Source organism: Streptomyces sp. M92, from assembly GCF_028473745.1.
Classification (GTDB): domain Bacteria; phylum Actinomycetota; class Actinomycetes; order Streptomycetales; family Streptomycetaceae; genus Streptomyces.
The window spans coordinates 811,590-824,072 of record NZ_CP101137.1 but is presented as its reverse complement, the minus strand read 5'-3'; the positions used below and the strand labels follow the sequence as shown (position 1 = coordinate 824,072).

The window sequence follows — 12,483 nt, the reverse complement described above, 5'->3', positions numbered from 1 at the left end:
CTACGGGCTGTTTCAGGGATGTGTGCGGGCAGGTTCGGGGTTCCGTCGGAACCCGGGGCCTGCCCGCTGCGTTTACCGTGGAAGAGCGGCGCGGAGAGTGCCGCGGTCTGTCGGTCTGTCGGCCGGACGGCCTGTCGGTCTGCCGTCCGGCGGGCCGGACGCTCGGAGGAGGAGCTTCGTGGAAGCAGTCATCACAGTCTTCGCCCTGCTCTTCCTGCTCGCCGTCGTACTGGGCGTCTACGCCACGGTGAAGGCCGTCGGCGTCGCCAAGCGCAGCGTGGACCGCGGCATCACCCAGGCCCGCCGCACGGTCGAGGACCACACCCTGCGCGCCAAGTCCCTCGTCCAGGTCGGTCCGGCCGCCGAGCTCGCCCAGCTGCGGCTGACGTTGCGCACGTCGATGCGGGCCACGCAGGACGCCCTGCACGCGGGCGTCGCCGAGGACGAGTCCCTCAAGGAGTCCCTGGGCCTCTTCGAGCGGCTCAGCGCCCACGGTTTCGAACTGGACGGGGAGCTCAGGCGCCTGGAGTCCGAGCCCGACCGTGCCACGCTCGCCCAGCGCCTGCCCGAGCTGCGGGAACGCACCGAGCGCATCGCCCGGTCGGCGGAGTCCCTGCGCTGGGCGGCCCGTGACCGGGCCCGCCGCTTCGCCGACGACGACCTGGACTCGCTCAGCGCCCAGATCGACGTCGAGGCCGGTGCGCTGCGGCACTGGACCGAGACGGAGCCCGCCGCCGCGCCGCCGTCCTGGCCCGAGGCGCCGGCCGCCGACGCCCCGCCCGCCCCGCAGAGCCGGCCGGAGGACCCGCGGTCGGAGCCGCGACCGGAGCCCGCTCGAGAGCCCGAGCGGCCCGCCATCACCCCGCCCGCTCCGAGCCCCGTCTACCCCTGGCAGAAGCAGGCCCGACCGGAGAGCACGACCTGATCACAGCCCTCCGGGAGCCGGTCACCGGGGCCGGACTGCCGTATGGGCGCTACGGCAGGTAACCTCCAGCTCATGTCCCGCCATGTCGCGATCGTCACGGATTCAACGGCCTACCTCCCGGCCCGGACGATGGAGCGGCACGGCATCACCGCGGTACCCCTGACCGTCGTCCTCGGCGACCGGGCGCTGGAAGAGGGCACCGAGATCTCGACCCGCTCGCTGGCCCAGGCCCTGCAGAAACGGCGCCCGGTCACCACCTCCCGTCCCGCGCCCGAGCTCTTCGCCGAGACCTACCGCCGCATCGCCGACTCCGGCGCCGACGCCATCGTCTCCCTCCACCTCTCCGCCGAGCTCTCCGGTACCCACGACGCGGCCGTCGTCGCCGCGCGCGAGGCGCCGGTGCCGGTGCGGGTCGTGGACACCGGCATGATCGCGATGGCCCTCGGCTTCTGCGCGCTCGCCGCGGCCGAGACGGCGGAGGCGGGCGGCACCGTGGACGAGGCGGTCACGGCCGCGGAGAAGCGGGCCGCGGCCACCTCCGCCTACTTCTACGTCGACACCCTGGACTACCTGCGCAGGGGCGGCCGGATCGGAGCCGCCCAGGCCCTGTTCGGCTCCGCGCTCGCGGTGAAACCCCTGCTGCAGCTGGCCGACGGCCGCATCGAGCCCCTGGAGAAGGTCCGTACGGCGTCCAGGGCCATCGCCCGGCTGGAGGAGATCGTCGCCGAGCGCGCGGGCAGCGCCCCCGTGGACATCGCCGTCCACCATCTCGCCGCGCCCGACCGGGCGTCGGCCCTGGCGGAACGCCTGCGGGAGCGGGTGCCGGAACTAGCCGACCTGCATGTGAGCGAGGTCGGCGCGGTGATCGGGGCGCACACGGGGCCGGGGTTGTTGGGGGTCGTGGTCTCGTCGCGGTGACGCGTCGTATCACTCGTGTGAGGGCCGGAGTTGTCCACAACCCGTCGGTAGTCCCCGGGAATCGAGCATGATCATCGCAGGTGCGGCGAGGTGCCCCATCCTCGTCGCATGGCTCTTCGATCACGCACACGTACACCGCACGCGACCAGCGGCCCGGGACGCGGGCCGGCCTCGGACGGCCGTTCCCGCCACCACCGCGCCCTCCGCTCCCGTTCCGGTCCGCCCGGCCGCGCACGGCACGGGCGCCGCCGTCCGCCGCCGGAGCACCTCCGTCTCCGCGCGGAGGCGATCTTCGGCGAAGGCGCCGGTGTGCGGGGGGAGTCGGGGAAGGGACCGCCGGGCGGGGAGCAGGAGAGGCTGCCGAGCAGGGCGGCAACCGCACCGGATCCGGTCGCCCTCACGGGCGCCGGGGCTGCCACGAACGCGGGGGCCGTCACGGATGCCGGGACTGTCCCGGACGCCGGCGCGCTCACCTGGCGCGAACGCGCCGGGCAGGCACTGCGGGAGCGCATGCCGGTGTGGCTGCAGACCCGGTGCGGGATGGAGCGGCGCAGCGCGGTCGCGCTCACGGTCCTGCTCGTGGTCGCCGCGGTCTTCGCCGTGCAGCACTTCTGGACCGGCCGCACCCAGCAGGTATCCGCGCCCGAGGTGGTGCGGGAGGCGGCGGCCTACGGTGCCGGGGAGAAGAGCGAGGCGGCCGACGGACGGACAGCCACCGACCCGCCCACGGGCACCGCGCCGGCGACGGCCGGGGCCGAGATCGTGGTGGACGTCGGCGGCAAGGTGCGCGAGCCCGGGGTCCACCGCCTCCCGGCCGGTTCACGGGTCGAGGACGCCCTGCGCGCCGCCGGGGGAGTACGGCCCGGCACGAAGACCGACGGCCTGAACCGCGCCCGCTTCCTCATGGACGGCGAGCAGGTGATCGTCGGCGCTCCGGCGCAGCCCGCGGGGGCCGGCCCGAACGGCGCGGCGGTGGGGCCGACCGCTCCCGCGGCACCGGTTTCCCTCAGCACGGCGACCGCCGACCAGCTCGACACCCTCCCGGGCGTCGGCCCGGTGCTGGCCCAGCACATCATCGACTACCGCACCAGGAACGGCGGGTTCCGCTCGGTCGACGAGTTGCGCGAGGTCAACGGTATCGGCGACCGCCGCTTCGCCGACCTGCGGAATCTCGTGCGGCCATGAGCACCGGACCTCGGGCGGCCGTGAGCACCGGACCTCGTGCGGCCGTGAGCACCGGGTCGGACGACGCGCAGACGAGCGCCGCCAACGGCACGACATCTCCGCGTGCCCCCGTGCACGCCGCCTCCGGGCACCGGCTCGGGGCCGCCCACCCCCGGCAGGAGGGCCCCGCGGACCTGCGGCTGGTCCCGCCCGCGCTCGCCGCCTGGGGCACGGCGGCGCTGCTGCTGGACGCGCCGGCCGGGTGGGCCGTGGGCGCGGTGACGGTCGGTCTGGCAGTGGCCGCCGTCCTGCTGCTGAGGACACGAGCACGCGGGCCCGCACGAGGGCGGTCCCGGGCCTCGGTCGCCGCTCTCCTCCTCTGCGTCGCCGCCTCCGCGGCCTCGGCCGCGCTGCACGGCGCCGACCTGCGACGCGGGCCCGTACCAGCGCTGGCCCGGCAGTACGCCAGCGTCACCGCGGAGGTCGAGCTCACCGCCGACCCGCGCCTCACCCGGCCCAGAGTCCGGGGGAACCGTGCCGTGCCGCCCACCGTGCTGATCGAGGGCGACGTACGGCGGGTGACCGAGACCGGCGGGCGGGAGGTCCGGACGCGGACGCCGGTGCTGATGCTCGTCGACGTGGGCGGGGGCGACGAGTCGGGCAAGGCAGGCGCCGGCACCGCCCGTTGGCTGGAGCTCCTGCCCACCACGCGGCTCCGCGTCACCGCTCGCACGGCGCCCCCGAGGACGCCCGGCGACCGCGTCGCCGCCGTGCTGCGGGTACGGGGCGATCCAGCGGGCCCGAAGGTGACGGCCGGTCCGTCGGACGCGCAACGACTCGCGGGACGACTGCGGGCCGGTCTGCGGGAGGCCACCGACGGCCTGTCCGCGGACGCGCGAGCCCTGCTGCCGGGGCTGGTCGTCGGGGACACCTCGCGCATCACGCCCGAGCTGGAGGAGGCGTTCAAGGAGACCGACCTCGCGCACACGCTGGCCGTGTCCGGAGCCAACTTCACGATCGTGCTGGCACTACTGCTAGGCCCTCCCGGACTGGCCCAGCGCAGCGAACGCCGGGGACTGGCGCCACGCCTCGGCATCTCCCTGCGGACGACCGCGCTGCTCGGCGGGGTGCTCGCACTGGCCTTCGTCATCGTCTGCCGCCCCGACCCGAGCGTGCTGCGTGCCGCCGCCTGCGGAACCGTCGCCCTCCTCGCCCTGGCCACCGGACGCCGCAGGTCCCTGCTCCCGGCGCTGGCGACGGCGGTCCTCCTGCTGGTGCTGTACGACCCGTGGCTGGCCCGCAGTTACGGCTTCCTGCTCTCCGTGCTGGCCACCGGCGCCCTGCTCACGCTCGCCCCGCGCTGGAGCGCGGCACTGCGCCGACGCGGTGTGTCGCCCCGGCTCGCCGAGGCACTGGCCGCCGCGGGCGCGGCGCAGGCCGTGTGCGCGCCGGTCGTCGCCGTGCTGTCGGCGCGGGTGAGTCTGGTCGCGGTGCCGTGCAACCTGCTCGCGGAGTTCGCGGTGGCGCCGGCCACGGTGCTGGGCTTCGCGGCGCTGGCGACGGCACCACTGGCGATGCCGTTGGCCAAGGCGCTGGCCTGGTGCGGGGGCTGGCCGGCCGAGTGGATCGCGGGGATCGCCCGCACCGGCGCCGCGCTGCCCGGCGCGGGTGTGGACTGGCCGGGCAGCTGGCCGGGCGCGGCGCTGCTCGCCCTCGTCACGGTGGCGGTGCTGTTCCTCGGCCGACGGCTGCTGAAGCACCCCTGGTGGTGCGGTGTCTGTGCGGTGGTGCTGGCGCTGGCGGTGGTGCAGCCGCCACCACTGACCCGGGTGATCGCCGGGTGGCCCCCAGCCGGCTGGCGGATGGTGATGTGCGACGTGGGACAGGGCGACGCCCTGGTCCTCGCGGCGGGCGACGACACGGCCGTCGTCGTGGACGCCGGACCCGACCCGGCGCTGGTCGACCACTGCCTGCGCTCACTCGGCATCACCCGCGTCCCACTCGTGCTGCTGACCCACTTCCACGCCGACCACGTGGCGGGACTGCCCGGGGTGCTGCGGGGACGCTCGGTGGGCGCGATCGAGACCACGGCCCTGGAAGAGCCCGCCGACCAGGCGGAGTTCGTCCGCAGACAGGCGGCGGCCCGACAGATCCCCCTGCGGCACGCCACCGCCGGGGAACGGCGCCGGACCGGCCCGCTGTCCTGGGAGGTGGTGTGGCCACCTCCGAGCACCCCACCCGCCGCCGCGGTGCCGGGTTCCCCCACGCCCCCGCCACCGAGCGCGCAAAGCCCCAACGATGCCAGCGTCACCCTCTTGGTGCGGACGGCGGGCCTGCGCCTGCTGCTCCTCGGGGACCTGGAGCCCCCGGCCCAGCAGGCCCTGGCGAGATCGCCGGCCGCCGCGGCCCTGGAGGAGGTCGACGTACTGAAGGTCGCCCACCACGGCTCCGCCCACCAGGACCCCGGCCTCATACGGAAGATGGCCCCGAGGCTGGCGCTCATCAGCTGCGGTGAGGACAACACCTACGGCCACCCCGCGCCGGCCACCGTCGCCGCGCTGCGCTCGCGGGGCGCGATGGTGCTGCGCACGGACCGGGACGGGGCGCTGGCGGTCACCGGCACCGGAGAGAGGCTGCGGGTGGCGGGTGGCTGAGGCATGTGCGGTGGCCGGACGGCGTCCCGCGCCACGGGCACCCTCAGACGCGCACCTCGGGAGGAAACCCGGTCCAGCGCAGCTCGGTGGGCAGGTGGCGCATGTCATTGGTGGTGAGGACGGAGGCGGGCCGACCGGGCGGGTACCGGATGACCGTGAGTGCGGCGTTGCAGTGGTTGAGGCCGAGCCAGCGCCACGGCGGCGCGTGCATGGCGTCCCGTACGAGCCAGGCGATCAGGAAGTTGTGCGTGACGACCAGTTCGTACCGGTCCTGTTCACCGTCCACCGGCCCGGTGAACATGTCCAGCGCCCGGCGGGCCAGCGCGGGTCCGTGCTCCCGCTCCTCCTCGGTGGCCCCGGCGAGGAAGCCGAGGAAGAAGTCCGCCGACTCCACCGGGAGATCGTCCCTGTCCGGCACGTGGGGAACGTAGTCCCCGGCGACTTCCGAGGCGTGGAGAGGCACGTTCTCCAGCTGGTCACCGATGAGACGTGCGGTCTGTTCGGCCCGGGGCAGCGGACCGTGGTGAACGGCCGTCAGGGGGAGATCCCGGAGGCGCCGGCCGAGCAGCACGGCTTGCCGGCGGCCGTTCTCCGTCAGCCCGCTCTCCTCCGACGACGCCTCGCCGTGCCGGGCCAGGCAGAGGTATCGGGTGGCCGTGCCGGTCATCGCATGCTCCTCCACGTCCATCAGCGGTCTTGTGCACCGATCGACGCCCGGTCCCGCCTCGCCGGTTCCGTCCAGTCACGCTCCAGGAGACTGAGGGCATGGAGACATCACAGGTCGACGCCTACCTCCGCCGGCTCGGAGCCGGGGCTCCGGCCCGGCCCACCCTCGACGCCCTGCGCGAGCTGCACCTGCGCCATCTGCGGACGGTGCCGTTCGAGAACCTGTCCGTCCACCTGGGCGAGGAGATCGTGCTGGAGGAGGCGCGGCTGCTGGAGAAGATCGTGGGTGCGCGGCGGGGCGGGTTCTGTTACGAACTCAACGGGCTCTTCGGCGCGCTGCTGTCCGCGCTCGGGTACGAGGTCACGCTGCTCGCGGCGCGGGTGTACGGGGACGGCGGCGTGCTCGGGATCCCGTACGACCACATGGCGCTGCTGGTGCGGACGGTGGACGGGGGTGACTGGCTGGCGGACGTCGGGTTCGGGGCGCACAGTCACGGGCCGTTGGAGTTCGGGGAGCGGGGTGAGCAGGAGGACCCCGGAGGCACCTTCCGGATCGTGGCGGCGGGGCCGGACGCGGCCGGGGTGCGCGGCGGGCATTACGCGGCCCGCGCGGCCGACCTGGACGTGCTGTGCGACGGGAAGCCCGTGTACCGGCTGGAGCCGCGCCCGAGGGTGCTCGGCGACTTCGTGGCCGGTGCGTGGTGGCACAGCACCTCGCCCCGGTCTCACTTCCTCCAGTCCCCGGTGTGCTCCCGGCTCACGGAGGACGGAGGGCGGGTCACGCTCAGCGGGCGCAGGCTCACGACGACCGCCGTCGACGGGGGACGGGAGGTGCGTGAGGTGGCGACGGACCAGGAGGTGCTGGGGGTGTACCGGGACCTCTTCGGGGTCCGCCTCGACCGGGTGCCCGCCGGGCCCGCTCGTGAGGAAACCCGCCGGGAGCACTGAAACCGGGCAACACGGGGCTACAAGGGCTACTCGTGCGTACCCGCGGCACATGCGTCGCTTTCCCGCGATGTGGCCCCGTGTTGCCGCGAAAGCCCCAATGGTGATCGAATGTTTCTTCGTCAACCATTTTTCCACGTCACGCAGAGGGGGTCGCAGATGATCGGCCGCTTGCTGGGGAACCGTACGAAGCGGATGCAACGGACGGGACCCCTGGCCGCGGTGCCAACGCCACCGAACGCCGGAGTGCTCAGCTGCCGGGTACTCGACCCGGTCAACGAGCCGGTGGCGAACGCGGAGTTCGCGGTCAGCGACACCATGGGGCGCAAGGTGGTCGGCGGCGGGACCGACCCCTTCGGGACGTTCGTGGCGACGGTGCCCTCGGGGGAGTACCGGCTCGCCGTGTCCGCCGAGGGTTACACGCCCTACCGGGCGTCCGTGACGGTCATCGAGGACGCGCTGGCGTCGCTCGGCGACGTGACGCTTCAGGTGGCCCAGCCCCCCGAGCTGCCCGCGCCGGGCGACTGGGAGATCGAGCCGACGCACTCCTCGATCGCGTTCACCGCGCGGCACATCGGTCTGGCCCGCATCCACGGCCGCTTCAACGCGTTCGCCGGCGCGGTGCGGATCGCCGAGGGCATGGAGCGGTCGGCGATGCACGTGGTGATGGACGCGGCGTCCATCGACACCAACGTGAAGATGCGCGACGACCACCTGCGGTCCGCGGACTTCCTGGACGTGCAGCGGTATCCGACGCTGGAGTTCTACGGCGACAAGTTCACGCACCGGGGCGGCAACCGCTGGGCCGTGACCGGCGCGCTGTCGCTGCACGGTGTGACGCGCACGGTCACGCTGGACGCCGAGTACCTCGGCCTCGGCAACGGCATGGAGGGCGAGACGCGGGCGGCCTGCCGCGCCACCACCGAGCTGCACCGCGACGACTTCACGGTCAGCTGGCAGACGATGCTGGCGCGCGGTATCGCCGTCGTCGGGCCCAGCATCCGCATCGACCTCGACGTGCAGATCGTGCCCAAGGGCTGACCGACAATGGCACCCGTGAGCGATGTGAGACATGTGCTGGTGCTGCCCGACCGCGACGCCGCCGAGGAGGCGGCCCAGGCGCTCGGCGAACGGTTCGGGACCGACGAGGAACCGCGGATCCTCAGGGACGCGCTGGCCGGCGAGGACGACGCCGAGGACGCCCAGTGGCTCGTCGTCCTGCGGGACGAGCGTGAGGCCCTGGACCCCGCCGAGCTGGACGCGTTCGCGGGGGAGTGGGAGGGCTGGCGCGAGGAGCCGTAGGGCACGCCGCCGCTGTCAGTGGCGCGTGCGATGCTTGTCGCGATGGCCAGGAAGACTGCGAACGACGACCCTCTCGCCCCGGTGACCCTTGCCGTGGGCCAGGAGGACCTCCTGCTCGACCGCGCCGTGCAGGAGGTGGTGGCCGCCGCGAAGGCCGCCGACGCCGACACGGACGTACGCGACCTGACCCCCGACCAGCTGCAGCCCGGCACGCTCGCCGAGCTCACCAGCCCCTCGCTCTTCGCCGAGCGCAAGGTCGTCGTGGTACGCAATGCGCAGGACCTGTCCGCCGACACGGTCAAGGACGTCAAGGCCTACCTCGGCACGCCCGCCGAGGAGATCACCCTCGTACTGCTGCACGCGGGCGGCGCCAAGGGCAAGGGCCTGCTGGACGCCGCGCGCAAGGCGGTCGCCCGCGAGGTGGCGTGCGCCAGGATGACCAAGCCCGCGGACCGGCTGGCCTTCGTGCGGGCGGAGTTCCGCACCGCCGGGCGGTCCGCCACCCCCGAGGCGTGCCAGGCGCTGGTCGACGCGATCGGCAGCGACCTGCGGGAGCTGGCCTCTGCGGTGTCCCAGCTGACCGCCGACATCGAGGGCACGATCGACGAGGCCGTCGTCGGCCGCTACTACACCGGGCGGGCGGAGGCCTCCAGCTTCACCGTCGCCGACCGCGCGGTCGAGGGACGGGCGGCGGAGGCTCTGGAGGCGCTGCGCTGGTCCCTGGCGACCGGAGTGGCGCCGGTACTGATCACCAGCGCGCTCGCCCAGGGCGTGCGGGCCATCGGAAAGCTCTCCTCCGCCCGCGGCGGACGCCCCGCCGACCTCGCCCGCGAGCTGGGCATGCCGCCGTGGAAGATCGACCGCGTCCGGCAGCAGATGCGCGGCTGGACCCCGGACGGCGTATCGGTGGCCCTGCGCGCGGTGGCCGAGGCGGACGCGGGCGTGAAGGGCGGCGGGGACGACCCCGAGTACGCCCTGGAGAAGTGCGTGGTGACCGTCGCGCGGGCGGCGCGTTCACGGGGACGCGCGTAACCCGGGTCGGACAGCCGCCCGACACCGAAGGCCCCGCCGCTCACACCAAGGTCCCGCCGCTCACACCGAAGGCCCCGGCGTACGTCCTGGGGAAGGACGGCCACCGGGGCCTTCGGATCAAACTCGCGGATCCATGCCCGCGTGGCGAACGCAGGCCGCGCATGGATCCTGGGTGCCGGACGGGGGCGGATGAGAGAGGGCCCGCCCTGGGTCCCTCCGGCGATCAGACCAGATAAGGGGTTCAGCCCTTGAGGGCGCCGACCTTCTGGGCCAGGGCCGACTTCTTGTTGGCGGCCTGGTTCTTGTGGATGACGCCCTTGGAGACGGCCTTGTCGAGCTGGCGCGCAGCAACGCGCTGGTACTCGGTGGCCTTCTCGGCGTCGCCCGCGGCAGCGGCCTCACGAGCCTTGCGGATCGCGGTCTTCAGAGAGGACTTGACGGCCTTGTTGCGCAGCCGGGCCTTCTCGTTGGTCTTGTTCCGCTTGATCTGGGACTTGATGTTCGCCACGAATGAGCCTTTGCAGGTTCAGGTACGAGGCCGCGAGGGTCCCGTACCGGTGATTTCTTGAAGGAGTGCCTCGCGCTGAGAGGGCATGAGACACAGCAACCCACACTACCAGCGGCCACTCTGCCCGCCCAAACCCGCCCGCTACCCCTCCCGAACCCCTCCCGGCGCCCCACCCGTGGGACGATGGAAGCTACGTATCGATCCGACCCGAGACCGCAGACACTGCGGACGCCTCAAGAATCAGGACCCTGCGTGCCCGCGATCCCCAGCCATGTGCCCGAGCCGAGCCGTACCGACCCGGCGCTGATCCGCAATTTCTGCATCATCGCGCACATCGACCACGGCAAGTCCACGCTCGCCGACCGGATGCTCCAGCTGACCGGTGTGGTCGAGCAGCGGCAGATGCGCGCCCAGTACCTCGACCGCATGGACATCGAGCGCGAGCGCGGCATCACGATCAAGTCCCAGGCGGTGCGACTGCCGTGGGCCCCGTCCCACGACGAGGGCAACACGCACATCCTCAACATGATCGACACCCCGGGGCACGTCGACTTCACCTACGAGGTCTCGCGGTCGCTGGCCGCCTGCGAGGGCACCATCCTCCTCGTCGACGCCGCCCAGGGCATCGAGGCCCAGACCCTCGCCAACCTCTACCTGGCGATGGAGAACGACCTCACGATCATCCCCGTACTGAACAAGATCGACCTGCCGGCCGCGCAGCCCGAGAAGTTCTCCGAGGAGCTCGCCAACCTGGTCGGCTGCGACCCCGACGACGTCCTCAAGGTCTCCGCCAAGACCGGCATGGGCGTCGACGCGCTGCTGGACAAGGTCGTCGCCGAGGTCCCCGCGCCGGTCGGCGTCAAGGACGCCCCCGCCCGCGCGATGATCTTCGACTCGGTCTACGACTCCTACCGCGGTGTCGTGACGTACGTCCGCGTCATCGACGGCCAGCTCAACAAGCGCGAGCGCATCCGGATGATGTCCACCGGCGCCACGCACGAGCTGCTGGAGATCGGCACCAACTCGCCGGAGATGCTCTCCGCCGACGGTCTCGGCGTCGGCGAGGTGGGCTACCTGATCACCGGCGTGAAGGACGTCCGCCAGTCCAAGGTCGGTGACACCGTCACCAGCCAGCACAAGGGCGCCGAGGAGCCGCTCGGCGGCTACAAGGACCCCAGGCCCATGGTCTTCTCCGGCCTGTACCCGCTGGACGGCTCCGACTACCCGCTGCTGCGCGAGGCCCTGGACAAGCTCCAGCTCAACGACGCCGCGCTGGTCTACGAGCCGGAGACCTCCGCCGCCCTCGGCTTCGGCTTCCGCGTCGGCTTCCTCGGCCTGCTCCACCTCGACGTGATCCGCGAGCGCCTGGAGCGCGAGTTCGGCCTCGATCTGATCGCCACCGCGCCCAACGTGGTCTACCGCGTGGTCATGGAGGACGGCACCGAGGTCGAGGTCACCAACCCGAGCGAGTTCCCCGAGGGCAAGATCAACGAGGTCTACGAGCCGGTCGTGCGCGCCACGATCCTGGCGCCGACCGAGTTCATCGGCGCCATCATGGAGCTGTGCCAGACCCGGCGCGGCACCCTGCTCGGCATGGACTACCTCTCCGAGGACCGGGTGGAGATCCGCTACACCCTCCCGCTCGCGGAGATCGTCTTCGACTTCTTCGACCAGCTGAAGTCCAAGACCCGCGGCTACGCCTCCCTGGACTACGAGCCCACCGGCGAGCAGACCTCCAGCCTGGTCAAGGTCGACATCCTGCTGCACGGCGACAAGGTGGACGCCTTCTCGGCGATCACCCACAAGGACCAGGCGTACGCGTACGGCGTCCGGCTCGTCGCCAAGCTCAAGGAGCTGATCCCGAGGCAGGCCTTCGAGGTGCCGGTGCAGGCCGCCATCGGCTCGCGCGTCATCGCCCGCGAGACCATCCGCGCCATCCGCAAGGACGTCCTCGCCAAGTGCTACGGCGGTGACATCTCCCGCAAGCGGAAGCTGCTGGAGAAGCAGAAGGAGGGCAAGAAGCGGATGAAGATGGTGGGCTCCGTGGAGGTTCCGCAGGAGGCCTTCATCGCGGTGCTGTCGAGCGACGACAACGCGGGGTCGGGCAAGGGCAAGAAGTAGCCGCCAGGCCGCGGTGCCGCACGCACACCGAGTCCGGCAAAACGGACGCGAAGGGGCCCGTCGTACGAAAGTGCGGCGGGTCCCTTCGCATGTCACGGGCGCGCATCTGTAGGAAGTGACAGGGCGCGGACTCTTACGCCGACGCCACTCGCCCTTTACTCTGATGCCTGCCCCGTAGTTACTCGTGAGTTAAACAAGTGATGGCACGTGACCCGGGCCTCTGTCCGGTCCCCTGCCCGACCACCGCC

11 protein-coding genes are annotated in these 12,483 nt (G+C 72.7%); 9 read left to right on the top strand and 2 right to left on the bottom strand.

What is annotated here, in order from left to right:
- Window positions 1-178 precede the first annotated feature (178 nt).
- The 4 genes from M6G08_RS03745 to M6G08_RS03730 all read left to right on the top strand — a co-directional run bounded on the left by M6G08_RS03745 (window position 179) and on the right by M6G08_RS03730 (window position 5,661).
- Window positions 179-925, top strand: coding sequence for a hypothetical protein (locus tag M6G08_RS03745; protein ID WP_272585765.1), 747 nt, complete (start codon window positions 179-181; stop codon window positions 923-925).
- A gap of 72 nt (window positions 926-997) precedes the next feature.
- A complete protein-coding gene (locus M6G08_RS03740) occupies window positions 998-1,843 on the top strand; it encodes a DegV family protein (RefSeq protein ID WP_272585764.1) in 846 nt (281 codons plus the stop codon).
- Window positions 1,844-1,951: 108 nt separating this feature from the next.
- On the top strand, window positions 1,952-3,028 hold the full coding sequence (locus M6G08_RS03735; protein ID WP_272585763.1) for a ComEA family DNA-binding protein: 1,077 nt from the start codon (window positions 1,952-1,954) through the stop codon (window positions 3,026-3,028).
- Window positions 3,025-5,661 (top strand): ComEC/Rec2 family competence protein, encoded by a 2,637-nt coding sequence (locus M6G08_RS03730; protein ID WP_443048730.1) that lies wholly within the window; start codon window positions 3,025-3,027, stop codon window positions 5,659-5,661. Before M6G08_RS03735 ends, M6G08_RS03730 begins: the two co-directional genes overlap by 4 nt.
- 43 nt (window positions 5,662-5,704) lie before the next feature.
- Here M6G08_RS03730 and M6G08_RS03725 read toward each other — a convergent pair whose 3' ends face one another.
- A complete protein-coding gene (locus tag M6G08_RS03725) occupies window positions 5,705-6,328 on the bottom strand; it encodes a histidine phosphatase family protein (protein WP_272585762.1) in 624 nt (207 codons plus the stop codon).
- A 98-nt stretch (window positions 6,329-6,426) separates the two neighbouring features.
- On the opposite strand from M6G08_RS03725, the gene M6G08_RS03720 reads away from it, so the two are divergent.
- The 4 genes from M6G08_RS03720 (at window position 6,427) to holA (ending at window position 9,606) form a co-directional block, all read left to right on the top strand.
- Window positions 6,427-7,275, top strand: a complete 849-nt coding sequence (locus M6G08_RS03720; protein WP_272585761.1) for an arylamine N-acetyltransferase family protein — start codon at window positions 6,427-6,429, stop codon at window positions 7,273-7,275.
- A 156-nt stretch (window positions 7,276-7,431) separates the two neighbouring features.
- Window positions 7,432-8,313 carry a YceI family protein gene (locus M6G08_RS03715; protein ID WP_272585760.1) on the top strand — a complete coding sequence of 294 codons (882 nt, stop codon included), beginning with the start codon at window positions 7,432-7,434 and terminating at the stop codon, window positions 8,311-8,313.
- Window positions 8,314-8,328: 15 nt separating this feature from the next.
- Window positions 8,329-8,574 carry a hypothetical protein gene (locus M6G08_RS03710; protein ID WP_272585759.1) on the top strand — a complete coding sequence of 82 codons (246 nt, stop codon included), beginning with the start codon at window positions 8,329-8,331 and terminating at the stop codon, window positions 8,572-8,574.
- 42 nt (window positions 8,575-8,616) lie between these two features.
- Complete coding sequence (holA, locus tag M6G08_RS03705) at window positions 8,617-9,606, top strand: DNA polymerase III subunit delta (protein WP_272585758.1); 990 nt, start codon at window positions 8,617-8,619, stop codon at window positions 9,604-9,606.
- Window positions 9,607-9,847: 241 nt separating this feature from the next.
- On the opposite strand, the gene rpsT is transcribed toward holA, so the two are convergent.
- On the bottom strand, window positions 9,848-10,114 hold the full coding sequence (gene rpsT, locus M6G08_RS03700; RefSeq protein WP_272585757.1) for a 30S ribosomal protein S20: 267 nt from the start codon (window positions 10,112-10,114) through the stop codon (window positions 9,848-9,850).
- A gap of 252 nt (window positions 10,115-10,366) precedes the next feature.
- Between rpsT and lepA the strand changes: the two genes are divergently transcribed.
- Window positions 10,367-12,235 carry a translation elongation factor 4 gene (gene lepA, locus M6G08_RS03695; protein WP_272585756.1) on the top strand — a complete coding sequence of 623 codons (1,869 nt, stop codon included), beginning with the start codon at window positions 10,367-10,369 and terminating at the stop codon, window positions 12,233-12,235.
- Window positions 12,236-12,483: the final 248 nt, after the last annotated feature.